The sequence below is a fragment of the Microbacterium testaceum StLB037 genome, assembly GCF_900104345.1.
GTDB classification, from domain to species: Bacteria; Actinomycetota; Actinomycetes; order Actinomycetales; family Microbacteriaceae; genus Microbacterium; species Microbacterium testaceum_A.
Genome location: NZ_FNJN01000004.1, coordinates 70,548 through 95,828, shown reverse-complemented (window position 1 = coordinate 95,828; position 25,281 = coordinate 70,548). Strand labels below are relative to the sequence as shown.

Sequence of the window (25,281 nt, the reverse complement as noted above, 5' to 3'; positions counted from 1 at the left end):
GGCGTTGACGGCGGTCGTCGCCGTGCTCCCGCTCCTCGTGCGCGCATGCACTGTCCCAGGCATCGTCCTTGTGAAATCGGAAGGACCGCCACCACGGGTGGTCCTCGCAAGACACGACGATGGATACGGGCGAGCAGTCGAGTTTGATGGGGCTGGTGTTCACGATGCGAGGTCCTTAGAACGAGTCGTCGGCGGAGGCGATGGGCGTGGTGTCTTCGAGCCAGTGGAGGGCCAGCGCTGCGGCCTCCAGGGGCGTCACGTCGAAATCGGGATCATCTTTCGGCGCCCCGAATCGCCAGGTGCCGTAGTTGCCGAAGGCCTGGCGGGTGGCGCGGGAGGCGGCGGCGTTGAGCTGGTCGTGTCCGAAGATCACGAGGGACCCGTTCTCGAGTCCTTTCATGAGGGCGACGGCGGATCGGGGAATGTCGTTCGTGATGCTGGGGCGGAGGATCGGTGTGGGCTGAGCCAGGGCGATTTCCTTCTCCACGATGTCCTCGGTGTAGCCGCGCTTGTCGTAGCCGAGGGTCAAGCCGGGGCGCCTGCGAAGGCGTTCGATGACCTCGCGCGCGAGGCCGTGCGTGCCCTGTTGCCAGTGCCACAGCGCGAGGGCGCGGCGCTTGGGTTTCTCGCGCACGCCTTCGAGTTCGAACGCCTCGCCCACGAGGTCGTTCAGCTCCTCGTACTCCCACGCGATGGCGAGGGATGCCGCGTGCCCGAGGTGGTGGACCTTCAGCGCGACGGAGCAGCGGGCGGGCAGCTCGGCGGGGAACGGCTCGGTGGTCGGCTTCCAGAGGGCGGGCGGGATCATGGCGTCAGCGGCACCCTCGAAGCCGAACTGTCCGCCGTACTCAATCAGGAAGTCGTCCAGGCTCACCTTGTCGAACGATCGTTTGACGGCGCCGATGGGGGTGGTGAAGGACACGCCGGGGTGCGTGCGCTCGATCCATTCGCGCATGCGACCTCCGGTGGCTCCGGTGAGCGGGTGCGGCAGCTCGGGCTCCCAGGAGGCGAGCTGCTCGCGGTCGGTGCTCTCGGGGATGCCGTGCCAGAGCACGTTGGCGTCGGGGTCGTGGAGGGCTCGCCAGAGGAGATTGCCGGTGCGCCACTTGGCGCCGGTCCCGGCGATGACGAACTGGGCGCCGACCTTGGTGTCCATGGTGGGGATAACGGCGCGCTCGACGTCCTGGCCCTGGTCGAGGTCGGCCTCGGCGCCCTCGTCACCGAATGCGAAGTCAAAGCCACCGGAGCGGAAGCCCTCACCGTTGGGCGTGTAGACGTTGAGGAACGAGCCGGTGTCGCGGAACTCCAGGTGCTCGGTGCCCTTCCCGACGTTGATCTTGATGGGGCTGACCCGCTCGTCGGGGTACAGGCGGCGGAGATGCGCCACGATGTCCTTGCGGAACCGCTCGCCCGCTTTGGCGCCGGTCGTGAACATCGTCCAGCCGACCTGGTAGTCCTCGCGGTGGTAGCAACGCCCGAGCATGATGGCTTGCACTGCGGTCGTCTTGGTGGATCGGCGGGACTCGTCAATGGCGTTCATGAACACGCCCGCGGCGAGGAGATCGGCCACCATGAGCTGCATCGGCGACGGCCCCTTGCCGCCGTCGCCCGCTCGCTCTCGGTGGTCAAGGCGGAGCAGTCGCGCGCCTTCGATGAACTCGCCGCGGGTCTGCTCGGTGGTGACGAGCTGGGGGTTGCTGATCAGGTGGAGGCCGTCGAGGCGGGAGCGCCATTCGAGCCAGTTCGCCTCGGACCACAGGTCGGCGAGCAGGGGGGGAGCCCCGGTGATGAGGGTGGTCATGGTGGTCGGTCTGGCCTCTCAGGTCAGGGGGAGGAATCGGAGTTGGAGCCGTAGGCGGGGGTGCGCGCGCCGGCCAAAAAAGTCGGTCGTCACCACGGCGCGAGCCCGCTCCGCGTCGGCGTCGAGCGGAGGTCACGGCGGGGTTGGCGCGTCGGTCGGGGCTGTCTGTCGCGGCGTCGGGCGTTGGTGATGGCGGCACCTCGGCGCCCGCCCTCGCTGCGGTTGCACGGTCGGCACTCGGGCGCGAGGTTGTCGCGTCCGTGCCCGCCGTCCGGGTCGAGGTGGCCCACATCGAAGGGCTGGCCCGGTTCGATGGGGCACCCTCGACGCCAGCACCGCACCTCGGTTCCGAAGCGCCAGGCCTGCCGGACCTGAGCGCGGACGAGCTTGGCGTTGGCCAGGTACTCGGGGTCGGAGTGCTTGCCGGTCATGCCGTCGCCTCGGGCCAGGTGTCGAACGTGGACTGAGCGACGTTGCGGATGTGCCCGTTGCTCTTGCACTGGACGACCGCTACGACGTAGCGACCCGGGCCGGTGAACTCCCTGATCTGCTCCCACCACTCACCGCTGGGCGCAACCCGGATCATGCTCGCCACCAGCCCTTGCGGATGACGAGCACGGCGAGCAGGAGACCGACGATGAGACCCGGGATGGCCGGGATGGAATCAGGCGCGAGCACGGCGGTCAACCTCTCGCTCGATCGTTTCCGAGTGGTCGGCGATCATCCTCCGACCCGCGTCGATGAACGCCCACGCGGCGTCGAGATAGTCGTCGCCTTCCTGGATCAGGCGCGTTCGAGCGCTGTCGAGGTCGATGGCGATGTTCAGCAGTCCGTACGCGGGGCGCTGGATGCCGAGTTCGCGCGCGTTCAGACCTCGTTCCCGAGCAGTGGCCACCAGGTCGGACAAGGCGCGCGCGGCGGCAATCGTGGTGCTCATGCTTCGATCAACGTCTCGTCGGCGCGTGCATCGCGCATCGGGATGCTCGTTCCCCACATCACGTCTTGGTGCTCACGGTGGGCTGCGGCGATGGCTTCGCGCATGCTCTCCGCCAGCACCAAGACGTACTGCGTCGGGTGCGAGGCGGTGCTGTGCGAGTTGAGCTTGTAGAGCTTCATTGGTCGTCTCCCTGTTCTGTGGGTCGAGGCCTGGTCACGTCTCCGCCGTGCCAGAGGTGGCGACCGTCGTCGCGGACGGTGCATCCCGAGCACCACCCGCTTACGGGGTCGAAATCGTGGACGTGTGCGCTCATCGGTCTTCCTCGACCTCTTGCGCGGTTACCAAGGTGAGAGCCCTAGGAGAGTCTTGGTAAGTAGGTTCTTGGGCGGTTCTTAGTGCGACACCAGTTGTCACCCCTGGGCGCCGGTTTTTGTCACCCCTGAATCGGCTAGGGGTGACTGAGTTGTCACCCCTGGATTCGGTGTAGACGAGGGCCGTCGTGAGCACGTCGTAGACGGTCGGGCGGTAGCGCGAGTCGAGGTGTTGGACGTAGCGCTGATCACCCTCGCGAATGAGGTCGGCGGCGAGGAGTTCGCGAAGGGCTCGCTGGACGGTGCGCTCGGAGCATTCGAGGACATCGGCGATGGTCGAGACGTGAGGGTAAGCGCCGTATCCGAGGCCGTCCGTGCGGTCGGCGAGCTGGAGGAGGACACGGAAGGGCGTACCGTTGCAGCGGCTGAGCGGCAGGTTTGCCGCCCATATGTACGCTTCGAGGCTCACGCTTCACTCCGATTCGGTCTAGTCACGAGCACGAAGCTAGGCCGAATCGGAGTAACACGCCGGGATTGATTGCACACGGCGTGTCGCCAAATTGGAGTAGTGTGGCGCGCATGAACGCCGACGCCATCACCGGACAGAAGGTCCGTGACATCATGCGCGAACGCCGAATCTCGCAGGAGGCGTTGGCATCCGTGCTCGCCTCGACGCAGAAGTCGGTAAGCCGGAAGCTCTCGGGTGACCGGTCCTGGATGCTGGACGAACTGCTAGCCGTCGCGGCATTCTTCGAGGTCGCCGTGACCGATCTGTTGCCCGGAGCTGGCTATGAGCCGGTTCCCGCGGGCCGTGGCCGGGTCGGCGCGACTACAGATCAGAAGGTTAGGGGTTCGAGTCCCTTCGGGCGCACACTGTGTTGAGACAGTAAGAAGAGCCCCGGCGTGAGGAAACTCCGCCGGGGCTTTTTCTCTGCCCGGATGCCGGTGGCCTCTGCGGCAACTGGCTCGGGAACGCACGGCCCACGCGACGGCGACGGGTCAGCGCGCGGCGGACTTTTTTTTCTTGCCGCTCTTGCCCGCGTCCGGTGCGTCGCTCGGCGCCTCCGCTTCGTCGGCGGCGTCCCGTTCCTTCGCCCGCCGCTTCGCCTGTGAGGCGAGGCGGGCCAGATCGACCATGCGCAGGGCGTCCATCCGCGCCTTGCGCATCTGGGCGTACTCGGGATCGGCATCCGCCGTCATTCCCTCGACGTCGAGTCGTTGGCTGAGGTTCGCCTCGACATCGCCCCACGCGGCGATCCGCGCATCGCCGACCAGCACCTTGACCCGTTCGGGGTCGTCGGCGAGCGCGCGCAGTTCCTTCGCGACGCCGCGGGACTGCTTCGCGCGACGGCGGAGGTTGCGCGTGTCGCGGTCACGGTAGTCGTGGGTGCCGGACGAATCCGAGAACCGCCCCCACGCGCGTTTACGCTGGTGGGTCACGCGCTCGGCGGCCTGGTCCTGCTCGTCGGCGAGGGAGCGCAGCGTCTCGCGCGCCAGCTCGGCGAAGACCTCGCCATCGAACTGACCACCGCGGGCGATCGTGTCGACGAGGATGCGGTTGCGCACGGCGAGCCGAGCCGCGGCTGTCGCGATCGACAGTCCCTCGGCGATGGCCTCTTTCGTGCGCCCCACGTGACCTCCCCGTCCAGGCTATCGCCCGGGAAGCGTCAATCGCTCAGGACAGCTTCGCGACGATCGCGTCGATACGGCGCGAGCGGGTGTCGGCCGCCTTCGCCGCCTCGACATTGGTCACGTGCGCCTTCCGCGCGCTCGGCGAAAGCGCGTCGAAGGCGTCGCGCGCACCGGCCGCAGCGAGCGCTGCGGCAAGGTCCTCGGGCACCTCGACCGAGCGGGGCTCGGTGTCGAGGGTGAGATCGACGGATATGGGATCCCCTCCGGACAGACCGGTGCTCGCCCGTTTGTCGGACGAGAAGGGGATCAGCGACTTACCGCCCATCGAGCCGACCGTGCTGCGGTACGTGAAGCCGTTCACCTCGACGACCACCGCGGCGCGCTTTCCGCCCCCGAGGGCGTCGAGCACCTCGGCGGGGACCTCGATCCCGGTGTTGTTGCCCATCTGCGACAGGGTCGTTTCGAAACGCATGGCCAGAGTGTGGCAGATGCGGGGATAGGTGAACAGCACGGGAAATGCAATCCCCTCGATCCGGTCGACGCCGATCCTTATGGTCGAATCTGTTGCGGAGGGCCTCGGAGAGTACTCGGGGGCCTTCTGTCGTTTCCGGATGCATACCGGAGAACGGCCCGTGCGCGCAAAGGCCAATCCGAATCGAGCATTGTCTCCGAAGATGGGGTGAAGCGACCGGACGGTCGCTGCCAACAATCTGGGAGGTTCATCATGAGCTCGTCACCCAACCGTCTCGTGGCCACCGTCTTCGGCGCTGTCTACCTTCTGGTCGGTCTGCTCGGCTTCGCCGTCACCGGCGGCGTCGGTTTCATCGCCACGCAGGGCGGTCTGCTCCTCGGCATCTTCGAGGTCAACCCGCTCCACAACATCGCGCACCTCCTGATCGGTGCCGCGCTGCTCGTCTCGGGTCTCGCCAACGCGCGTGCCGCCAAGGGCGTCAACACGACCGTCGGAGCCGTCTACCTGCTCCTCGGCATCGTGGGCTTCTTCCTCGTCGGCACGGGGGCCAACATCCTCGCGCTCAACACGCCCGACCACTTCCTGCACCTCGCCAGCGCCGTCGTGCTGCTGGGTGTCGGTCTCGGCACCGAGCGCAACGTCCCCCGCACCGCGGCGGTCTGACGATGACCGCCGCGACCTTCGTGCGGTCGTGGCCCTCCGTATCCGCCTGGGGGGCCGGCCTCACCACCGCCGCCCTCGGCGCGGGTGCGATCATCCGTCCCAATTCCGGGGCCGTCGCGAGCGGCCTCGGGATCGGGATGGTGATCCTCGGTCTCGCCTCACTCGCGTGGGGCGCGGCCACCCTGTCCACGGGACGACTCGTCGTTCCGCGGACGGCTCTGGCGGGAGCGCTCGGCGCCCTCGCCCTCACGGCAGCCCTGATGTTCGCCGCGCCCGCTCACACGAGCATCGTCGGCGTCGCCGCGGCATCCCTCCTGCTCGTCGTCGTGGGCGCCTCGGCGGCCCTGCACCTGCGCCGCACCGCCCGGGATTCGAGTGCGCCGCGCACCGCTCAACCGATGAGCGTCGTCGGCCTACTGGTGGCGGCCGCCGTCATCGCCGTCGTCGTCACCCCCGCTCTGGGGGCGACGCAGAACGCCGTCCTCCTCCGCGACGACGGAACGGTCCCCGTCATCTCGCACGAGGGACACTGACCCCGCCAGCGGAGCCCGCCCGCTCAGACGGTGGCACGCTGGAAGGGTGACGATCGACGCTTCGAGACCCGTGCCCGGCTGGATCCAGTCGCTGCGCGGGAAGATCCTCGTCGCCCTGGCGGGAGACCCCACCGGCATGGCGCCCTACGTGCGCGCCATCGCCGACGGCGACGACACCGGATACTTCGTCGAGAACGGCCCCGCGTGGACCGTGCACGCCGGAATGGGGACCCTGGTCGCCGGCATCCGGGCCCTGCTCCTGCAGGCACTGCACCCCGGCGCCCTGGCGGGCGTGCACGACTGGTCGCGGTATCGCGAGGATCCGATCGGCCGTCTCACCGGAACCGTCCGGTGGGTCATCACCCTGACGTACGGATCGAAGACCCAGGCGGATGCCGAAACCGCGCGCGTCGGCCGATTCCACCGACGCGTGAAGGGCGAATACCGGGCCGGCGACGGTTCGGAACGCGCCTACACCGCTGAGGCGGCGGATCTGGTGCGATGGGTGCACCTCGCCTTCACCGACGCGTTCCTGGCGGGTCACGAGGTGTCGCGCTTGCCCATCCCCGGCGGGCCCGACGCGTACGTCGCCGACTGGGCGACGGCCGGCCGCCTCATGCGGGTCGTGGACCCGCCCCTGACCCGTGCCGCCCTGCGCGCCGAGATCGACGGCTTCGCCGACCGTGGCGAGTTGCGCGGCGACGAGCGCGTCGCCGACGTCGTGCGCTTTCTGCGCAAGCCGCCGTTCCGCGGCCTCATGGGCCTGTCGTACCGCGTGCTGTTCGCCGCGGCGGTGGCGACCATCCCCCGCCGGTATCGGAAGATGCTCGGGGTGCGGCGCTGGCCCCTCCCTGTCCTGACGCTCACGCGCGTCATCTTGCGCGTCACCGAACGGGCTCTCGGATCCGGCCCCCGCGCCCAGGACATGGCGCGGCAGCGACTGGCGCGGTTGAAGCGTGAGGGGCGGGAGGCGGCGTGAGCGACGACGCCCGTCAGGCCGCCGAGCGCTACCGCCTGGACCGACAGCTCCGCGACGCCGGCCTCGAGCCGGAACCCGCCGAGCACGAGGGTCCCGCGCGGGGCTCGACCGCCGCGGAGCGCGCCGCTTTCGTCGAGACCTCGATCCAGCAGGCCATCCGACGCGGCGAGTTCGACAACCTTCCGGGCGCGGGCAAGCCTCTCCCCGATCTGGGCGGCTCCCACGACCCGGACTGGTGGATCCGTCGCAAGATCGAGACCGAACAGCTGACCGGCCTGGGCCCACCCGCTCTGACCCTGCGGGTCGAGCACGCCGAGATGGCCGAGCGGCTGGATGCCATCGCACACGAACCCGAGGTGCGCGAGGCGGTCGAAGACTTCAACCGCCGCGTGATCGAAGCGCGGCGGCAGCTCCAGGGCGGCCCGCCCGTCGTGACCCCGACGGTCGACGTGGATGCCCAGGTGGAGGCGTGGATCGAGCGGCGGAGGGCACGTCTGGAAGCGGCCGCGGTGGCCGCGCCGGCGCGGCGTCGGCGGTGGTTCCGGCGGGGCTGACCGCGGGAGCGTCCCGTACGTCCGTCAGAGAGCCGCGAGCGCCTCGGCGCGCTCGATGAGCGCCCGCGCCCGCGCCAACGTGGGGGCGTACGACCCGTCGACCGGCCCCTCGGGCGTCGTGGAGAGCAGCGCCCGAGCGGCGTCGACGTCGGCGGGAGCGGGGGTGAAACCCGCGTGAGCGCCGGGGACGGCGGCATCCCGAAGAGCGAGCGTGCCGGTGAAACCCATCGCGACCGCGTGCACCGCGGCATCCTTCGCCTGCTCGATCGGCCCGCACGGGCCGTCGATCGGCCCGGCGATCCCCGCCGCGGCCGACGCCACCACGAGTTGCGCCCGCGGCCACGACAACGCGATGCGGTCGGCCGCCATGCCCGTGTCGCGCCGGAAGTCGCCGGTCCCGAAGGCCAGGCGACGAGTCGCGGGGTGGGCGGCGATGGCGGGAGCGGCCAGGAGCGCCGCGGCCGACTCGACCATCGCGACGATCGAGGTGCCGGAGGGGAGGGATGCCGCGATATGCGCCACGTCGTCGGGCCCGGCGCACATGGCCAGCACGACACCGGCGAGGCGATCGTCGAGCTCTCGGCCGAGGGCGAGGTCGGCCTCTCCGTCGCGGGTTCCCGCGGCACTGATACGCATCCAGACCGGCGCCTCGGCTGCCGCGCGGCGCACCCGCTCGCGGCCCTCGTCCTTCCGGCCGGCGGGGAGCCCGTCCTCGAGGTCGAGCACGAGCACGTCGGCCGCGGTCTCGAGCCCGCCCGCCAGCGGCGAGCGCAGCATCCAGGTGCGCGCGAGGTCGACACGCGCCGGGGCGGGGGCGGCCGAAGCCGCCCCCGCCGAGGTGTGGTGCGTCAGAGTCACGAGCGACCCCGTGCCGCGGCCTCCGCCTCGGCCTGAGCGCGGAAGGCGTCGAGCGACTGCGTGTCGACGGTGGCCGCGGGGCCCGCGCCGACCTGGGCGGACGCCTGCTCCTTGGCATCCGCCGCGGGAGTGGCCGAGTGGTCGTGTCCGGTGAGGATCGTCTCGTCGAACGGGATGTTGCCGGCGAGCACCTCGCGGACGCGCTGTCCGTCGTACTCCTTCGTCCAGACGCCGATGAGCATCGTGGCCACCGCGTTGCCCGTGAAGTTGGTGACGGCGCGGGCCTCGGACATGAAGCGGTCGATGCCGACGATGACACCGACACCGTCGACCAGGTCGGGGCGGTAGGCCGACAGACCACCGGCGAGGGTGGCGAGGCCGGCACCGGTGACACCGGCGGCGCCCTTCGACGCGATGATCATGAAGATCATGAGGCCGATCTGCTCACCGATCGACATGGGCGAACCCATCGCGGTGGCGATGAAGAGCGAGGCCATCGTCAGGTAGATCGCGGTGCCGTCGAGGTTGAACGAGTAGCCCGTCGGGACCGTGATGCCGACGACCGGCTTCGAGACACCCAGGTGCTCCATCTTGGCGATGAGGCGGGGAAGAGCGGCCTCGGACGACGAGGTGCCGACGATCAGCAGGTACTCGCGGCCCAGGTACTTCATCAGCGTGAAGATGTTGACGCGCGTCACGACGTACAGGAGCGTGCCCAGCACCACCGCGATGAAGAGGAAGCACGTGAGGTAGAAGGCGCCCATCAGGATGCCGAGGCTGATCACGGCCTGGAAACCGGTCTTGCCGACGACCGCGGCGATGGCGCCGAAGGCTCCGATCGGCGCGAGCCAGAGGATCATGCCGAGGATGCGGAAGACGAGCACCTGGAAGTTGCGAATGCCCTCGACCATACGCGCCCCGCGCTCGCCCATGCCCTGCAGGGCGAAGCCGACGAGAAGGGCGATGAACAGCACCTGGAGGATGCTGCCGCCGGTGAACGCCGAGAAGAACGTCGTGGGGATGATGCCCAGGATGAACTCCTGGGTCGAGGTCGCCTCGGCGGCGGGTGCGTCGTACTGAGCGCCGGCGATGTTCAGGCCCTCGCCCGGGTGGATGATGTTGCCGACGACGAGGCCGATGATCAGGGCGAACGACGACATGACCAGGAAGTAGACCATCGCCAGGCCACCGATCTTGCCGACCGTGGAGGCCTTCGCGATCGAGCCGATGCCCACGACGATCGTGCAGAAGATGACCGGGGCGATCATCATCTTGATGAGGCTGACGAAGCCCTTCCCGACCGGCTCGAGGGCCGTGGCGAACTGCGGGGCGACGAGGCCCACGATGACACCGGCGACGACCGCGACGATGACGGAGATGTAGAGCCAGTGATTGCGGTCGATCTTCTTGCGAGGCCGACCGTCGCGTGTGGTGCGGAGTGAGAGTGCCATGAGCGACTTCCCCTTTTCTAACGCCTTCGTTGAGTCCGGCGGGGGCGCCGGTCGATGTCATGACTTTGATCGACGCGGGACGTGCGGGCGATTTGTGGTCGTATTGTTCACGGCAAGCGCGACGAAGGGCGGGGTGATGAGACTGAGCGTGGGTGGACGCCTGGCATTGGTGTCCCTCGGCGTCGTGATCCTGGTCGCCGGCGTCCTGGCGGCGTTGTTGTCGGTGCAGCTGAGCGATTCCGGACAGCGCGAGGCCGAGAAGGTCACGCGTTCGGTGGCCGAGACGCTGGCGCACGAGCCCGACGTGGCGGCTCTCGTGGTGCAGCGCGACTCCGCTGCGCTGCAGCCGATGGTCGAGCAGATCCTCCCCGACGCCGACCTGTCGTTCGTCACGATCATGACCCCCGACGGCATCCGCCTCACCCACCGCAACCGGTCCGAGATCGGCCAGCAGTACATCGGCTCGCGAACCGAAGCCCTCGCCGGCCAGACGTTCACCGAGGTCTACGAGGGCACTCTCGGTCCCTCGGTGCGCACCATCGTCCCCATCCGCGACGGCGGCGACGAGAACGGCGACATCGTGGGCCTCGTCGCCGTCGGGGTCACGCTCGGCGCCGTGCAGCAGGACCTCGCCGCTCGCGCACCACTGATCGTGCTGGCATCCGCCGCCATCGTCGGGATGGGGGTTCTCGGCGCCCTCTACGTCCGCCGCAGTGCCCGACGCGTGACCGGTTCGTACACGCCCGCCGAACTGTCGCGCCTCGTCGAGAGCTACGAGACGGTGCTGCACTCCCTCCGCGAGGGTCTCGTGGTCACCGATCGCTCCGGACGCATCGTGCTCTACAACGACGAAGCCGCTGACCTTCTGGGCCTTCCTCCCGCCTCCAGCGGGCAGGTCTCACTCGATCCGCGCGCGGTCGACATGGATGCCGGCCTCGCCGAGGCCATCGCGAGCGGTCGGCGCATGGTCGAGGAGACCGTCGTGAACGGAGAGCGGGTGCTGCTGGTCAACCAGGAGGAAGCACGTGATCTCGCGGGGCGTCGCGCGCCCGAGCGCGGCCGAGTCATGACGCTGCGCGACCGCTCGGAGCTGCAGGCACTGCTCGGTGAGCTCGAGGGGGTCCGGACCCTCAGCGACACCCTCCGTTCCCAGACCCACGAGCACGGCAACCGGCTGCATGCCCTGCTGGCGCTGCTCGAACTCGGACGCATCGACGAGGCCCGCCGATTGATCGTGGCCTCGACCGGCGAACGGCAAGAGCTCGCCGATCGCCTCGTCTCGGACGATGACGACGCCGTGGTCGTCGCCCTCCTGCTCGGCAAGCTCGACGAGGCGTCCGAACGCGGAGTGCGCCTCGACCTCGACGTCGCCGAGCCCACGCCCGCACTCCCCCTCGCCGCGGCCGAGGCGGTCACCGTGGTGGGCAACCTTGTCGACAACGCCCTGGATGCCGCAGCGGCAGGCGCCGAACCCCGATGGGTGCGCGCGACCCTCCGCGAAGGCGGTGGCGACGTGGTGCTCGACGTCTCGGACAGCGGGGCCGGTTTCGACCCGTCGCTGCCCGACCCGTTCGCCTTCGGGGCGTCGACCAAGCCTGCGCACGCCCCCGGTGGCCGGGGCGTGGGCCTCGCCCTCGTGCGCGATATCGTCGCCGCCCACGGTGGAACCCTGCAGGTCGTGGCGGACCCCACCACCGTCCGCGTCTTCCTTCCCGCCGTCGCCGAGGCGGTGGTCTCGTGATCCGCGTGCTGGTCGTGGACGACGACGCCCTCGCCCTCGAACTCCACAGCGCGTACGTCGAGCGATTACCGGGCTTCGAGGTCGTGGGGCAGGCCGCGGGGGCGCGCGCCGCTGTCACCGCGCTGGCCGATCCCGACCGGCGGATCGATCTCGTCCTGCTCGACATGACGATGCCCGACGGCTCGGGTCTCGACGTGGCACGCCGGCTGCGCGCCACCGGATCGCGCGTCGACATCATCGCCGTGACAGCCGTGCGCGACGCCGCGACCGTGAGGGCGGCCGTGTCGATCGGGGTCGTGCAGTACCTGATCAAGCCGTTCGCGTTCGCGGCGTTCCGGGAGCGGCTGGAAGCGTACCGTTCCTACGTCGAGGGACTGGACCGCGCGGCGGGCGACGCAACTCAGTCGGAGGTCGACGCCCTGCTCGGGTCGCTGCGCACCGTGACCGCACCGGGGCTGCCGAAGGGCCTCAGCGACGAGACGCTGCAGGCCGTCGCCGAGAGGGTGCGCACCGCCGCGGGCGCGGTGTCGTCGACCGAGGTCGGTGAGAGCGAGGGCATGTCGCGCGTGACCGCGCGCCGGTATCTCGAGCACCTCGCCGACGTGGGTCGCGTCCGCCGTGTGCCGCGCTACGGCGGACAGGGCCGCCCCGAGATCACCTACGCCTGGGTGCGCGGCTGACGGCCGGGCGTCCGCACGCCCACCGGCTCAGAGGTCGAAGGCGGCGCGGACGCCCTCGTTCACGACCACGCCGGCGCGCACGTTCAGGCCCTTGGCGAGGGCGGGATCGGCGGATGCCGCGGCCTCCCAGCCCTGCTCGGCGATGCGCGTGATGTACGGCAGGGTGGCGTTCGACAGCGCCCGCGTCGAGGTGTGCGGCACCGCGCCCGGCATGTTCGCCACGCAGTAGTACAGCGCCTCGTGCACGCGGAAGGTGGGCGCGTCGTGCGTGGTCGGACGCGAGCCCTCGAAGCAGCCGCCCTGGTCGATCGCGATGTCGACGAGCACCGAGCCCGGCTTCATCGCGGCCACCATGTCGTCGGTGACGAGTTTGGGGGCGGCGGCGCCGGGGATGAGCACCGAGCCGATCACGAGGTCGGCGTCGGCGAGCTGCTCGGCGATCTCGAGGCGAGTCGAGGCGCGGGTCTCGACCGCGCCGCCGAAGCGCTCCTCGAGCTGACGGAGCTTGGGCAGCGAGATGTCGATCACCGTGACGCGGGCACCGAGTCCGAGGGCGTTGGCCGCGGCGTGCTCGCCCGCGACGCCGCCGCCGATCACGACGACCTTCGCCCTCGGGGTGCCGGGGACGCCGCCGGGGAGCAGCCCGCGCCCGCCCGAGGCGCGCAGCAGGTGGTGCGCGCCCTCGATGATCGACAGCCGACCGGCGACCTCGCTCATCGGCGCCAGGAGCGGCAGCGCGCGGTCGGCGGTCTGCACCGTCTCGTAAGCCACGGCCGTGGTACCGGCGGCCATGAGGGCGTCGGTCAGCGGCCGGTCGGCCGCGAGGTGCAGGTACGTGAAGAGCGTGAGGTCGCGGCGCAGGAATCCGTACTCGGATGCGATGGGCTCTTTGACCTTCACCAGCAGTTCGGCGCGCGCCCAGGTCTCTTCGGCGGTGTCGACGATCTCGGCCCCGGCCGCGCGGTACTGCTCATCGGAGAAGCCGCTGCCCTCACCCGCACCCGCCTGCACGAAGACCTCGTGACCACGATGGACGAGCGAATCGACCCCCGCGGGCGTCATGGCGACGCGGTTCTCGTTGTTCTTGATCTCGGTCGGCACGGACACGCGCATGGGTTCCTCCTCGAGCGGATGAGCGTTGCCGAGAGGATCGCAGAAAAGAGTGTTTCTGTGGTGTTTCTCCGCAGATTCTTCGGTTCTTGCGGCTTGCCTGGCGATATCATCGGCTAAATGACCCCCACTGTGCTCGACGACGCGAAGGATCTACGGTGGCCGACGACGACCTGCACCCCCTCGACGCGCGCACCATCGAGCTGCTGTCGGCCGACGCGCGGATGACGAACGCCGCCCTCGCCGAGGAGCTCGGGGTCGCGGCATCCACCGCCCATGCCCGCCTGCGGGGCCTCGTCGACCGCGGGCTCATCACCGGGTTCCACGCCGCCGTCGACCAGAGTCGCCTCGGCCGCGGACTGCAGGCGATCGTCGGGGTGACCCTGCGCCCGGGGCAGCGACAGGAGAGCATCCGCGCGTTCGCGCACGAGATCCGCCGCCACCCCGACGTGATCCAGCTGTTCTTCCTCGGGGGCGCCGACGACTTCCTCGTGCACATCGCCGTCGACGATTCGTCGGCCGTGCGCCGCTTCGTCGTCGACCACCTCTCGGCCCGACACAGCGTCGCCTCGACGCGCACGAGCATCATCTTCGAGTACCACCGCAACGCCCTCGCGGCGGATTTCGACTGACCACACCCCCGCGTGAGGGGTCAGGAATCGTCGCTTCGAGGCGCCCCAGGCGACAACGTCTGACCCCTCACGCGGACGGCGAGCCTACGAACGACTCCACGACGCTCCTCGCCGTGACGGGCTCACGCCCGAGGAGGTCCGGGAGCGTCGGGGCGGTTCCGCCGAAGAAGCCACCGGACACCGCGCGGAAGAACCCCAGAGTGAACGGGACCGCAGCCTCGGGTTGGCCGGCTGCGATCGCCCTGCGCGCCCACTCGCCCTCGTCGACCACCTCGAAGCCCACGTCGCGGTGGGCCGCCTCTCCCGCCCAGCGCGCGAGGTCGGCGAAACGGGGTGCGTCGGCCGCCGTGAGCGTCACGGGCCCCTGAGGCAGTTCGTCGCTCAGGAGGAGAACCGCAGCAGCCTCGGCTGCGTCTTCGCGCGAGGTCCATGACACCGGCCCGTCGGCGGGCACCGCCACGACGCCCGACTCGCGCCACGGCCCGAGCATCCACTCGAGCGAGTGCGCGTAGAACCCGTTGCGCAGCGCCGTCCACCGCAGGCCCGAGTCGGCGAGCAGCGCCTCGGTCGCCGCGTGGTCGCGCGCGGGACCGAAGGGGGAGGCCGCGTGGGCACCCTGGTGGCTCGTGTACAGCACGTGACCGACCTCGGCGATCCGCGCGGCGTCGACGGCCGCGGCGTGCAGGGCGACGGCGTCGGCGCCCCGATCGTTCGACGAGACGAGGAGCAACCGATCGGCACCTTCGAACGCCGACGGGAGACTCGTCGGGTCCGCGTAGTCGCCGCGACGAACCGCCACTCCGCGCTCGGCGAATCGCCCGGCGCGAGAGGGATCGCGGACGACGAGAGTGAGGTCCGCGGGGCCGACGGTCTGCAGCAGGTGGTCGACCGTCCGGCCGTTCAGGGCGCCCGTTGCGCCGGTGATGGTGATCATCGTCATGCTCCTTTTGTTATCGACGGAAACAGTGGGAAGCTAACAGCGATTACCGCTGATAACAAGTGTTTGTTATCGTCGAACCATGACTCCTCCGGCGCCCCGAGACGACGTGCGTGAGCGGATCGTGGGAGCCGCGGCGGAGATCCTCCGCACCGAAGGGTCGGCGGGCGTCACGACGCGGGCGGTAGCCGAACGCGCGGGCGTTCAGGCTCCGACGATTTACCGCCTGTTCGGCGACAAGGACGGCCTGCTCGACGCGGTCGCCGAGCACGCGATGGCCCTCTTCAGCGCGTCGAAGACCTCCGCCCTGACGTCTGCCCCCGCCTCGACGGATCCGGTGGGCGAACTCCGCGAAGCGTGGGGCGAGACGGTGCGGTTCGGCCTCGACAACGCCGACCTCTACGTCATCCTCAGCGACCCGCGCCGCGGCCGGGATTCCCCCGCCCTCGCGAACGGCGTCCGCGCGCTCGAGGAGCGAGTGCGCCGCGTGGCCGCGGCGGGGCTCTTACGCGTCGCCGAGGCTCGCGCCGTCGCGCTGATCCACGCCGCCGGCACGGGCGCCATTCTGTCGCTCCTCGAACAGCCGATCGGCGAGCGCGACCCCGAACTGGCGACCACTCTGCTCGACGCCGTCCTCGATCGAATTCTCATCGAGCAGGAAGAGTCCGCGGCAGAGGAGATGCCCGCCGCGCATCGCGCCGCCGCCATCACCCTGCGCGCAGTCACCGACGACCTCACCGCCCTCTCAGTCCCCGAGCGCGCTCTGCTCGCCGAATGGCTCGACCGAATCATCGACAGTCACTGACGCGACGTCGGGAACGGGCGGCGCGAGCGGATCTCAGCGCACCGCGGCCGCGATCGCGGCGATGTCGGCGGGCGTCGACCGGCAGCAACCGCCGACCAGACGCGCGCCGGCGGCGACCCACGCGGGCGCGTCGTCGGCGAGCGGGGCGGCGCCGCCGTGCCAGGTGCGGCTTGCGGCATCCCAGGTCTCGCCCGTGTTCGGGTAGACCACCAGCGGCAGGCCCGGGGCGTCTTCGAGCGCGGGCAGTACCGAGCCGGGAGCGCAGCAGTTGACGCCCACGGCGACGACACCGGGGGCGGATGCCGCTTCGCGCAGTGCCGCGGCGAGCGCCCCGCTCCCCGCGAAACCGGTGCTGTCGGCCGAGAGGCTGACGAAAGCGGGCATGTCGAGCGCGGCGAGCTCGAGCGCGAGGGCCTCCACCTCTAGCGGCGAGGGAATGGTCTCGATCGCGAGGACGTCGGCTCCGGCATCCGCGAGCACGTGCAGGCGTCGGCGGTGAGCCTCGCGCAGCTCGGCGAGCGAGAGCCCGTACGCGCCGGTGTACTCGCTGCCGTCGGCGCGGAGCGCTCCGACCGGGCCGACGGATGCCGCGACCACCGCCGCGCCGGCCTCTCGCGCCACGGCCACCGCACGGTGCAGCAGCGCCTCGACCTCGGCATCCGGAATCCGTCCGGCGAAACCGATCTGGTACGACGCGGTGATCACGACCTCGGCGCCCGCGGCGACGAACTCGGCGTGGGCGGCGCGCACCTCGTCGGGGTCGTCACGCAGCACTCGCGCCGACCAGAGATCGCTCGTGACGTCGTTTCCGCGCGCCTCGAGCAGCGTGCCGAGGCCGCCATCGAGGATGACGGGGCGCTCGGTCAGAGCGGTGGCGAGGTCGATCACGCCTCGTGCGTCTCGCCGGCGGCGAGGACGCGCAGGGCACTCGCGAGGAGGGCCTGGTCCTGTCGGCTGACATCGCGCAGGGCGTCGGCCTCGAGGCGGACGAGCTCGGTCATCGCGGCATCCACCCGCTCGATGCCCTCGGCGGTGATCGCGACGAGGATCGCACGACCGTCGGAGGGGTTGGGGCGTCGGTTCACGAGGCCGCGCTCGGCGAGCTTGTCGAGGCGGTTGGTCATCGCTGCGCTGCCGATCATGGTGGCGGTGATCAGGCGCGTGGCGCTGAGCTCGGTGCCCGCGCGCCGGAGCACCGCGAGCACGTCGAACTCCCACACGGCGATGTCGGCACTCGCGAAGGCTTTCGCGCGGAGCTTCGACAGGTGGAAGGCCGCGCGACGCAGGCGCGACATCACGTCGAGGGGTGTCAGGTCGACCTCGGGCAGCAGCTGCGACCAGGCGTCGATGAGGAGGTCGACCTCGTCGTCTTTACTGCTCGCGGTAGGCATTCTTCGACGGTACCGGAGCCGGGGGGTGTCGCGGCGCGCGACGGGCGGTGCGGACGCGGCGAACGAGCGTCGAGCGTCGGTGGGTCCGGACGGTTCGAGACGTGTCCGCACGTTGCGGAAAAGACGCCGGATGCCGGCGTCCCCCGCCCCGCCTGCTTCAGCGCACGCGCGGGGGCGCCGTCGTCCCGCGCGCGACGAGGCGGGTCCGCAGTTCGATGTGCGTCTCGGGCAAAGTGTCACCGGCGAGGAGCGTCAGCACCATCCGCACGGCCTCGGCGCCGAGGCGCTTCATCGGCTGGCGGACGGTGGTCAGGGCCGGTTGGGCGCGCGCGGCCTCGGGGACGTCGTCGAAACCGACCACCGACAGGTCGTCGGGCACGGTCAGTCCGCGCGCGCCGGCGACCTCGATGATGGACAACGCCGACAGGTCGTTCGCCGCGAACACCGCCGTAGGCGGATCGTCGAGCGAGAGCATGGCCTCGGCGGCCTCGCGGGCGACGTCCTGGGCGTAGCGGCCGACGCCGACGAGAGCGGGGTCGAAGGCGATGCCGGCGGCCGCGAGTCCCGCGCGGTACCCCGAGGCGCGGGCGCCCGCCGAGCGCAGGTCGGGACGCCCCGCGATGAACCCGATGCGGCGGTGACCGAGCTGCGCCAGGTAGTGCACCGCCTGCTGCGCACCGGTGTAGCTGTCGGACTCGACGGTCGGCACATCACCTCGGCCCGTGTGCGGGTCGATCGCGACGATCGGCACCTCGCCCGAGACGTTGACGACCGTGGGGGTGACGATGATCGCCGCATCGATGAGCGTTCCGCTCAGGCGGCTGAGCGAGCGACGCTCCCACCCTTCGCCGTCGCGACGGGCACCGGTGTACGCGAGCAGGTCGTACCCGGTGTCGGACAGGGCTCCCCCGACGCCCTTGAGGATCTCGGCCGAGAACGGCTCGATGTCGGCCACGAGTACGCCGATCACGCCGGTGCGGCGCGAGCGCATGCTGCTCGCGACGAGGCTGGATTCGTAGCCGAGGGTCTTCACCGCGTCGAGCACGCGGCTCACCGTCTCGGGCGAGACGCCGTAGCGACCGTTCACCGCTTTCGACACCGTGGCCACCGAGACCCCGGCCGCCGCGGCGACGTCGTGAATGGTCGGGCGCCTCGTCATGGCATCCGACCCTAGCGTGGAAATCATTTTCGAAAACGTTTGACGACCCCTCCGCCCGCGGGCGACACTGCTGACACCTCGGGAGCAGCAGACCCCGAGAAGCGCATGAACGGCGGAGCAGCCGAACACCGACGCGTCCCACGGCGCACCTCGACGAAGAGAAACGGGAATCACATGAACACGCGCAAGATCCTCGCCGGAGCGGCCCTCGCCGTGGCCGGCACCCTCGCTCTCGGCGGGTGCGCCGCAGGCGGCGGCAGCGGCCAGAACGCCGACGGCAGCGTCACCCTGACGCTCTGGCACAACTCCACCACCGGCGACGGCAAGAAGTACTGGGAAGACACCGCCGCCGCCTTCGAAGCGGCGAATCCGGGCGTCACCATCGAGATCCAGGCCGTGCAGAACGAGGAGATGGACGGCAAGCTCCAGACCGCCCTCAACTCGGGCGACGCCCCCGACCTGTTCATGGCCCGCGGCGGCGGCAAGCTCGCCGACATCGTCACCGCCGGCCAGGCGATGGACCTGACCGACAAGATCTCGGCCGACGCCAAGACCGCGCTGGGCTCCTCGCTGTCGGCGTTCGAGATCGACGGCAAGAATTACGGCATGCCCGTCGCTGTGCTCCCCTCGGGCATCTTCACCTCTCAAGACCTGCTCACCGCCGCCGGCGTCACCGCGGCGCCGAAGACCATCGACGAGCTCGAGGCGGCCAACGCCAAGATCAAGGCGACCGGTGTGGCCCCGATCGCCGTCGGCGCGAAGGACGCCTGGCCCGCCGCCCACTGGTACTACAACTTCGCACTGCGCGCCTGCTCGAAGGACGTGCTCGACTCCGCCGCCGCGAGCCGCAGCTTCGACGACCCGTGCTGGCTGAAGGCCGGCGAAGACCTGCAGTCCTTCCTCGCCACCCAGCCCTTCAACGACGGCTTCCTCACCACCGCCGCCCAGCAGGGCGCCGGTTCGTCGGCGGGCCTGCTGGCCAACCATCAGGCCGCCATGGAGCTCATGGGCGCGTGGGACCCGGGCGTGATCGCCTCGCTGACCCCCGACGAGCAGCCCCTGGCCGACCTCGGCTGGTTCCCCTTCCCCGAGGTCTCGGGCGGAGACGGCGAGCCGGGCGCCATGATGGGCGGCGTCGACGGCTACTCGTGCTGGGTCAACGCTCCCGCGCAGTGCACCGACTTCTTGAACTTCCTCGTGAACAAGGAGAACCAGGAGGCCTACGCGAAGGCGTTCCAGACCCTCCCCGCCTCGAGCGAGGCCGAGGGAGCGGTGACGACGCCCGCGCTGAAGTCGGTGCTCGAGGCCTACTCGAAGGCTCCCTACGTCTCGGTGTGGCTCGACACCCTCTACGGCCAGAACGTCGGCAACGCGCTGAACGTCGCCGTCGTCGACATGTTCGCCGGCAAGGGTTCGCCGCAGGGCATCGTCGACGCCGTCAACGCCGCCGCCTCCCGCTGAGGACACCGCTCATGACGACGCAGCTCGCCGCCTCGGCGACCGACGCCGCCGGGTCTCGCCGCCCGGCCGGGGAGGGTGCGCAGCGCACCCCCTCAGCCGGGCGGCCGCCCGCGCGGCGACGGCTCGAGAACTGGCGCATCCGCGGCGAACTCGCGATCCTCCTGGGGCCCGCCCTGGTGGTCTTCGTGTCGTTCGTCATCCTCCCCGTCGCCCTGGCCGCGTACTACGGCTTCTACAAGTGGTCTGGCTTCGGCACTCCGGTCGACTTCGTCGGCATCCGCAACTACGTCACGATCCTCACCGACCCCGCGTTCCACGAGGCCCTCGGCCACAACGCGTTCATCGTGGGCGGCTCTCTCGTCCTGCAGGGGCCCCTCGCCCTCGGACTCGCGCTGCTGCTGAACCGCAAGATGCGGGCGCAGTCGCTCATCCGCGTGCTGATCTTCGTGCCCTACGTCATCTCGGAGGTCGTGGTCGGTCTCGGCTGGGGCCTCATGCTGCAGTCGGGCGGAGCGCTGAACGGGGCTCTCGAGAAGATCGGGCTCGGCGCCCTCCGCGCCGACTGGATCTCCGACCCGGCGCTCGCCATCTGGACGCTGCTGATCATCATCACGTGGAAATACATCGGCTTCGCGGTGATCCTGTTCCTCGCCGGGCTCCAGGGCATTCCCGAAGAGCTCAGCGAGGCCGCGGCCATCGACGGCGCCTCGTACTGGCAGATCCAGCGCCACATCGTGCTGCCGCTGATGGGTCCGACCATCCGCATCTGGGCGTTCCTGTCGATCATCGGCTCGCTGCAACTGTTCGACCTCGTCTGGATCATCTGGGGCCAGTACGTCGCGTCGACCGCCGGCACCTCGACCATGGCCACCTACATGGTCGCCAACGGCCGCAACGCGGGCAGCTTCGGCTACGGCAGCGCCGTGGCCGTGGTCATGTTCCTCATCTCGCTCGCCGTCGCCCTCGTCTACCAGCGCTTCGTGCTGCGGCGCGACACCGCCGGCGCCCTCACCGGAGGCACCAAATGACCGCTACCGCCACGCTCGTGGCCCCCAAGGCCCCGCGCTCGTCGCTGCGCTCCCCCGCCGGGGCGAAGCGCTCCACCTCGGTGCTCGTCGGCTTCGTCGCCCTGCTGCTGATCGGCATGATGCTGGCCCCCGTGGTCTACATCATCCTCGGCGGCTTCCGCTCGAACGCCGAGATCACCGTCGACCCGGCGGGCTTCCCGACCACCTGGAACTGGCAGAACTACGCCGACGTGCTCGGCAGCCCCATCTTCTGGGGCCAGGTCGGCAACTCCGCCATCGCGGCGATCGCCACGACGGTCTTCGTCGTCGCGTTGGGTCTGATGGCGGCCTACGCCCTGGCGCGCTACCGTTTCCGCGGTCGCGGCGCGGTGTTCGCGCTGTTCACCGCGGGCCTGATGTTCCCGATGACCGTGGCCATCACGCCGCTGTACATCCTCGTTCGCAACCTCGGCCTGATGAACTCGCTCGCGGGCGTCATCGTTCCGCAGATCGCGTTCGCCCTGCCGCTGACGATCATCATCCTGTCGCCGTTCCTCGCGGCGATCCCGAGCGAGCTACAGGAGGCCGCCTCGATTGACGGGCTCGGGCGGCTCGGCTTCTTCTGGCGCATGGTGCTGCCCCTCGCCGTCCCCGCGGTCGTGACCGTCGGCATCCTGGCCTTCGTCAACAGCTGGAACTCGTACATGCTGCCGCTGTTCATCCTCAACAACGAGGCCGCCTTCACGCTGCCTCTCGGCACACAGGCCTTCGCCTCGCAGTACTCCGTCGACACCGCGCGGGTCCTGGCATTCACTTCGCTGTCGATGATCCCCGCTCTGCTGTTCTTCAGTGTCTTCGAGCGTCGGATCGTCGGCGGCCTCACCGGCGCCGTGAAGGGCTGACCCCACCATGACCATCCAGAACACCGACGTCGGTGCTGCCCGGGTATCCGGAACGTCCCCCCGCGTGCGAGCGCTCGTGGCCGAGATGACCCTCGACGAGAAGCTCGCGCAGCTCGTCGGGTACTGGGTCGACCAGGGCGACGAGGTCGTCGCCCCCCTCTCGGGCGAGAAGGTCACCACCACCGCCTACGCCGATGCCACGGTGCACGGCCTCGGCCACCTGACCCGTGTCTACGGCACGCGACCGGTCGACCCGGTCGAGCGCGCCCAGTGGCTGTGGGGCGAACAGCGTCGCCTGCAGACCGAGACGCGCCTCGGCATCCCCGCGCTCGTGCACGAAGAATGCCTCACCGGATTCGCGGCGTGGAAGGCGGCGACCTTCCCCACACCCCTGGCCTGGGGGGCGTCTTTCGATCCGGATGCCGTCGAGCTCATGGCATCCGCGATCGGTCGCTCGATGCGCGAGGTCGGTGTGCATCAGGGGCTCGCTCCGGTGCTCGACGTGGTGCGCGACGCCCGGTGGGGACGCGTCGACGAGTGCATCGCCGAAGACCCGTACGTGGTCGGCACGATCGGCACGGCGTACGTCCGCGGGCTCCAGGAGGCGGGCGTGCACGCGACACTGAAGCACTTCGTCGGATACTCCGCCTCGCGCGCCGGGCGCAATCACGCCCCCGTGTCGGCCGGGCAGCGCGAACTGCAGGACGTCTTCCTCCCCCCGTTCGAGATGGCCGTGCGCGACGGCGGCGTGCGCAGCGTCATGAACTCCTACACCGAGATCGACGGGGTGCCCGTCGCATCGAGCCCCGAGCTGCTGACCGACCTCCTCCGCCGCCGGTGGGGGTTCGACGGCACGGTCGTGTCGGACTACTTCGCCGTGGAGTTCCTCCGCTCGATGCACGGGATCGCCGCCGACCGCGGCGAGGCCGCACAGCTTGCCCTCGAGGCCGGGATCGACGTCGAGCTTCCGGGGCCCGACGCCTACCCGTATCTGGCCGAGCGGGTGGCATCCGGCGCCCTTCCCGAGTCCGTGGTCGACCGGGCGGTCGCGCGCGTGCTCGCCGAGAAGGAAGACCTCGGGCTGCTGGATGCCGACTTCTCCGAGGCCCCGACCACGGTCGACCTCGACGACGCCGAGCATCGCGCCCTCGCGCGTCGACTCGCCGAGGAATCGGCCGTGCTGCTGCGCAACGACGGCGTCCTTCCCCTCGCAGCCGGAACGCGGATCGCCGTCATCGGACCGAACGGCGACAGCGCCGAGGCGCTGATGGGCTGCTATTCGTTCGCCAACCACGTGCTCGCGCACCACCCCGGAACCCCGATGGGCTTCGAGATCCCGACGGTCCGCGAGGCACTCGTCGAGCTGTTCGGCGAGGTCTCCTACACCCGCGGATGCGAGGTCGAGGGGACGGAGCTCTCGGGTCTGGAGGCCGCGGTGTCCGCCGCCCGCGACGCCGAGGTCGCGATCGTTGTCGTCGGCGACCGGTCCGGGCTCTTCGGACGCGGAACGGTCGGCGAGGGCAACGACGCCGACTCGCTGGAACTGCCGGGCGTGCAGCGACAGCTCGTCGAGGCCGTCGTCGCGACCGGCACGCCCGTCGTGCTCGTGCTGCTGACCGGTCGACCCTACGCCCTGGGCTGGGCGCTCGATGTCGCCGCGGGACCGGCAGCGGTGCTGCAGGCGTTCTTCCCCGGCGAGGAGGGCGGGCCCGCGCTGGCCGCGCTGCTCGCCGGAGACGCCACCCCCTCGGGGCGTCTGCCCGTCTCGCTCCCCCGCTCCGCCGGTGCGCAGCCCTACTCCTACCTCCACCCCCTGCTGGGCGGGCCGTCAGGCGTCACGAGCACCGACCCCACCCCCGTGCGCCCGTTCGGATTCGGGTTGTCGTACACGACGTTCGAGAGGGGGGAGCTACGGGTGGACGGAGTCACGGCGACCCACGCGCGCCGCGACGCCGGTGTGCCGGCATCCGGAATCTCCGCCGAGGCGCGCGCCGGCGATGCGCTCACCGTCTCGGCTCGCGTAACGAACACCGGAGCCGTGTGCGGCGCCGACGTCGTGCAGATCTACGCGCATCGTGCTGTTGCGACCGTCACGCGCCCCGTCGCGCAGCTCGTGGCGTACGCGCGTGTGGAACTCGATCCCGGCGAGAGCGCCGACGTGCGCTTCACCGTGCCCGCATCGCGTCTTGCCTACAGCGATCGTGCGCTGCGACGTGTGGTTGAGGCGGGCGAGGTGGAGCTACGGCTCGGGCCGTCGTGCGCGGCGGTCGACGAGTCGGTGACGCTGCGGATCACCGGGCCGGCGTACGAGGTGGGCATCGATGACGCGCGGATCGTCGAGGTGGACGTGCGGAGGGGGTGAGGCCGGGTTCGGCGCGAAACCGAGCACGACGTTTCGCGCCGAACCCGGAAACCCGGCTGCCGGTGACGGTCGCGCAGTCCTCTGTATCAGCTGGTGCGGTCGAGGATGAGTTGCGTCGCTTCGCGGGGGGCGTCCCATTGCGGGAAATGGCCGCACCGTTCGAACCAGTGGAGCGAGGCGTCGGGGAACAGTCGCGTGGCGCGATCGGCCTGTTTCGGCACCGTCACGAGATCGCGCCGACCCCACCCGATGGTGACCCGGCCGGGTGCCGTGCCTGCGGGGGCGCCCTGTTGCAGCGGGCCTTTCGTGAGGGCGTCCATGGCGTCTCCGACCGAGGGGGAATCGGCCAGTCCGCGCACGTCCGCCAGCACGGTTTCCCGCGAAAGAGCCCAGGGTCGCGTTGACAGCTGCGCCAGGAGCAGCGTCCGCCCGACGGGGTTGCCGAGCAGGGCCGGCAGCGTGCCGCGCAATGCTCGGACCAGCGCGATCGACGGCCGCAGCGTGGCGGCGAAGACGGCACGCTCACGGGGACTCCAGAAGCCGCCGGGGTCCAACGCCACGGTGTCTGCGCCGACTCCCCTCCGCGCGAGCTCGAGCACGATTCGGCCGCCCATCGACTGCCCGACGGTGGAGACCGCATCCAGCCCCTGCTCGCGGATGAAGTCCGCGACGGAGTCGGTCAACGTGGCGATGGAAACGTCACCGGACAGCGGCGGTGTCTGACCGAACCCCGGCAGATCGACGGCGATGACCTCACGGTGCCGGGCCAGGTCGTCGAGGACCGGGGCCCAGGATCGCCAGCCCGCGCCCAAGCCGTGCACCAGCAGCAGCGGGCTGCCCGTCCCTCGTCGAATATGGTTCAGCGTCACACTCGCAACGTTAAGCCGGGCGCCTTCTCGAGTA

General features: G+C 70.3%; 29 protein-coding genes. 13 read left to right on the top strand and 16 right to left on the bottom strand.

Annotated elements, in window-relative coordinates:
• Positions 1-175 precede the first annotated feature (175 nt).
• The 6 genes from BLS25_RS09520 to BLS25_RS09500 all read right to left on the bottom strand — a co-directional run bounded on the left by BLS25_RS09520 (position 176) and on the right by BLS25_RS09500 (position 3,518).
• A complete protein-coding gene (locus BLS25_RS09520; protein WP_074695312.1) occupies positions 176-1,801 on the bottom strand; it encodes a hypothetical protein in 1,626 nt (541 codons plus the stop codon).
• Positions 1,802-1,890: 89 nt separating this feature from the next.
• On the bottom strand, positions 1,891-2,232 hold the full coding sequence (locus BLS25_RS09515; RefSeq protein WP_074695310.1) for a hypothetical protein: 342 nt from the start codon (positions 2,230-2,232) through the stop codon (positions 1,891-1,893).
• Complete coding sequence (locus BLS25_RS16920) at positions 2,229-2,396, bottom strand: hypothetical protein (protein WP_176786348.1); 168 nt, start codon at positions 2,394-2,396, stop codon at positions 2,229-2,231. Before BLS25_RS16920 ends, BLS25_RS09515 begins: the two co-directional genes overlap by 4 nt.
• A 69-nt stretch (positions 2,397-2,465) precedes the next feature.
• Positions 2,466-2,738 (bottom strand): hypothetical protein, encoded by a 273-nt coding sequence (locus BLS25_RS09510; protein ID WP_074695308.1) that lies wholly within the window; start codon positions 2,736-2,738, stop codon positions 2,466-2,468.
• The gene (locus BLS25_RS09505) at positions 2,735-2,917 is read right to left on the bottom strand and encodes a hypothetical protein (RefSeq protein WP_074695306.1); all 183 of its coding nucleotides are present in this window, start codon (positions 2,915-2,917) and stop codon (positions 2,735-2,737) included. The genes BLS25_RS09510 and BLS25_RS09505 overlap by 4 nt, the downstream gene beginning before the upstream one ends.
• 130 nt (positions 2,918-3,047) lie before the next feature.
• Entirely contained in the window at positions 3,048-3,518 is a 471-nt protein-coding gene (locus tag BLS25_RS09500; protein ID WP_074695304.1) for a helix-turn-helix domain-containing protein, read from the bottom strand.
• A gap of 110 nt (positions 3,519-3,628) precedes the next feature.
• On the opposite strand from BLS25_RS09500, the gene BLS25_RS09495 reads away from it, so the two are divergent.
• Entirely contained in the window at positions 3,629-3,931 is a 303-nt protein-coding gene (locus BLS25_RS09495) for a helix-turn-helix domain-containing protein (RefSeq protein WP_143017897.1), read from the top strand.
• 117 nt (positions 3,932-4,048) lie between these two features.
• On the opposite strand, the gene BLS25_RS09490 is transcribed toward BLS25_RS09495, so the two are convergent.
• Together BLS25_RS09490 and BLS25_RS09485 are read right to left on the bottom strand one after the other, a co-directional pair.
• Positions 4,049-4,681, bottom strand: coding sequence for an asparagine synthase (locus tag BLS25_RS09490; protein WP_074695300.1), 633 nt, complete (start codon positions 4,679-4,681; stop codon positions 4,049-4,051).
• Positions 4,682-4,724: 43 nt separating this feature from the next.
• Positions 4,725-5,153, bottom strand: coding sequence for a YdeI/OmpD-associated family protein (locus BLS25_RS09485; RefSeq protein ID WP_056224227.1), 429 nt, complete (start codon positions 5,151-5,153; stop codon positions 4,725-4,727).
• A 252-nt stretch (positions 5,154-5,405) separates the two neighbouring features.
• Here BLS25_RS09485 and BLS25_RS09480 point away from each other — a divergent pair, with 252 nt between their 5' ends.
• The 4 genes from BLS25_RS09480 to BLS25_RS09465 all read left to right on the top strand — a co-directional run bounded on the left by BLS25_RS09480 (position 5,406) and on the right by BLS25_RS09465 (position 7,882).
• A complete protein-coding gene (locus BLS25_RS09480; RefSeq protein ID WP_056224073.1) occupies positions 5,406-5,816 on the top strand; it encodes a DUF4383 domain-containing protein in 411 nt (136 codons plus the stop codon).
• 2 nt (positions 5,817-5,818) lie between these two features.
• Positions 5,819-6,349, top strand: a complete 531-nt coding sequence (locus BLS25_RS09475; RefSeq protein WP_074695298.1) for a hypothetical protein — start codon at positions 5,819-5,821, stop codon at positions 6,347-6,349.
• Between the two features lie 136 nt (positions 6,350-6,485).
• On the top strand, positions 6,486-7,328 hold the full coding sequence (locus BLS25_RS09470; protein WP_143017925.1) for an oxygenase MpaB family protein: 843 nt from the start codon (positions 6,486-6,488) through the stop codon (positions 7,326-7,328).
• Positions 7,325-7,882: a DnaJ family domain-containing protein gene (locus tag BLS25_RS09465; RefSeq protein ID WP_056224077.1), complete on the top strand. Its 558-nt coding sequence runs from the start codon at positions 7,325-7,327 to the stop codon at positions 7,880-7,882. The genes BLS25_RS09470 and BLS25_RS09465 overlap by 4 nt, the downstream gene beginning before the upstream one ends.
• Before the next feature lie 24 nt (positions 7,883-7,906).
• On the opposite strand, the gene BLS25_RS09460 is transcribed toward BLS25_RS09465, so the two are convergent.
• Complete coding sequence (locus BLS25_RS09460) at positions 7,907-8,740, bottom strand: HpcH/HpaI aldolase/citrate lyase family protein (RefSeq protein WP_081349766.1); 834 nt, start codon at positions 8,738-8,740, stop codon at positions 7,907-7,909.
• Positions 8,737-10,191, bottom strand: a complete 1,455-nt coding sequence (locus BLS25_RS09455) for a cation:dicarboxylate symporter family transporter (protein ID WP_056224079.1) — start codon at positions 10,189-10,191, stop codon at positions 8,737-8,739. Before BLS25_RS09455 ends, BLS25_RS09460 begins: the two co-directional genes overlap by 4 nt.
• 136 nt (positions 10,192-10,327) lie before the next feature.
• Here BLS25_RS09455 and BLS25_RS09450 point away from each other — a divergent pair, with 136 nt between their 5' ends.
• Positions 10,328-11,932: an ATP-binding protein gene (locus BLS25_RS09450; protein WP_074695296.1), complete on the top strand. Its 1,605-nt coding sequence runs from the start codon at positions 10,328-10,330 to the stop codon at positions 11,930-11,932.
• Positions 11,929-12,612, top strand: coding sequence for a response regulator (locus BLS25_RS09445; protein ID WP_074695294.1), 684 nt, complete (start codon positions 11,929-11,931; stop codon positions 12,610-12,612). Before BLS25_RS09450 ends, BLS25_RS09445 begins: the two co-directional genes overlap by 4 nt.
• 27 nt (positions 12,613-12,639) lie before the next feature.
• Here BLS25_RS09445 and ald read toward each other — a convergent pair whose 3' ends face one another.
• Positions 12,640-13,725 (bottom strand): alanine dehydrogenase, encoded by a 1,086-nt coding sequence (ald, locus tag BLS25_RS09440; RefSeq protein WP_056224086.1) that lies wholly within the window; start codon positions 13,723-13,725, stop codon positions 12,640-12,642.
• 155 nt (positions 13,726-13,880) lie between these two features.
• Here ald and BLS25_RS09435 point away from each other — a divergent pair, with 155 nt between their 5' ends.
• Positions 13,881-14,354, top strand: coding sequence for an Lrp/AsnC family transcriptional regulator (locus tag BLS25_RS09435; RefSeq protein WP_056224088.1), 474 nt, complete (start codon positions 13,881-13,883; stop codon positions 14,352-14,354).
• 67 nt (positions 14,355-14,421) lie between these two features.
• Here the strand turns inward: BLS25_RS09435 and BLS25_RS09430 are convergent, their stop codons facing one another.
• Positions 14,422-15,294 (bottom strand): NAD(P)H-binding protein, encoded by an 873-nt coding sequence (locus BLS25_RS09430; protein WP_256335564.1) that lies wholly within the window; start codon positions 15,292-15,294, stop codon positions 14,422-14,424.
• Between the two features lie 79 nt (positions 15,295-15,373).
• Between BLS25_RS09430 and BLS25_RS09425 the strand changes: the two genes are divergently transcribed.
• Positions 15,374-16,096 carry a TetR/AcrR family transcriptional regulator gene (locus tag BLS25_RS09425; protein ID WP_074695292.1) on the top strand — a complete coding sequence of 241 codons (723 nt, stop codon included), beginning with the start codon at positions 15,374-15,376 and terminating at the stop codon, positions 16,094-16,096.
• Between the two features lie 33 nt (positions 16,097-16,129).
• Here BLS25_RS09425 and mmuM read toward each other — a convergent pair whose 3' ends face one another.
• The 3 genes from mmuM to BLS25_RS09410 form a co-directional block, all read right to left on the bottom strand.
• Positions 16,130-16,984 (bottom strand): homocysteine S-methyltransferase, encoded by an 855-nt coding sequence (gene mmuM / locus BLS25_RS09420; protein ID WP_074695290.1) that lies wholly within the window; start codon positions 16,982-16,984, stop codon positions 16,130-16,132.
• Positions 16,981-17,487, bottom strand: coding sequence for a MarR family winged helix-turn-helix transcriptional regulator (locus BLS25_RS09415; protein WP_074695288.1), 507 nt, complete (start codon positions 17,485-17,487; stop codon positions 16,981-16,983). The genes mmuM and BLS25_RS09415 overlap by 4 nt, the downstream gene beginning before the upstream one ends.
• 157 nt (positions 17,488-17,644) lie before the next feature.
• On the bottom strand, positions 17,645-18,646 hold the full coding sequence (locus BLS25_RS09410) for a LacI family DNA-binding transcriptional regulator (RefSeq protein ID WP_074695286.1): 1,002 nt from the start codon (positions 18,644-18,646) through the stop codon (positions 17,645-17,647).
• A 174-nt stretch (positions 18,647-18,820) separates the two neighbouring features.
• Between BLS25_RS09410 and BLS25_RS09405 the strand changes: the two genes are divergently transcribed.
• Genes BLS25_RS09405 through BLS25_RS09390 form a run of 4 tightly spaced genes read left to right on the top strand, consistent with a single transcriptional unit; the run spans position 18,821 to position 24,378 of the window.
• Positions 18,821-20,107, top strand: coding sequence for an extracellular solute-binding protein (locus BLS25_RS09405; protein WP_074695284.1), 1,287 nt, complete (start codon positions 18,821-18,823; stop codon positions 20,105-20,107).
• Between the two features lie 11 nt (positions 20,108-20,118).
• Positions 20,119-21,135 (top strand): carbohydrate ABC transporter permease, encoded by a 1,017-nt coding sequence (locus BLS25_RS09400; protein ID WP_074695282.1) that lies wholly within the window; start codon positions 20,119-20,121, stop codon positions 21,133-21,135.
• Positions 21,132-22,016, top strand: a complete 885-nt coding sequence (locus BLS25_RS09395) for a carbohydrate ABC transporter permease (protein ID WP_056224103.1) — start codon at positions 21,132-21,134, stop codon at positions 22,014-22,016. Before BLS25_RS09400 ends, BLS25_RS09395 begins: the two co-directional genes overlap by 4 nt.
• 7 nt (positions 22,017-22,023) lie before the next feature.
• A complete protein-coding gene (locus BLS25_RS09390) occupies positions 22,024-24,378 on the top strand; it encodes a beta-xylosidase/alpha-l-arabinosidase (protein ID WP_074695280.1) in 2,355 nt (784 codons plus the stop codon).
• Positions 24,379-24,464: 86 nt separating this feature from the next.
• On the opposite strand, the gene BLS25_RS09385 is transcribed toward BLS25_RS09390, so the two are convergent.
• Positions 24,465-25,247, bottom strand: a complete 783-nt coding sequence (locus BLS25_RS09385; RefSeq protein WP_074695278.1) for an alpha/beta fold hydrolase — start codon at positions 25,245-25,247, stop codon at positions 24,465-24,467.
• Positions 25,248-25,281: the final 34 nt, after the last annotated feature.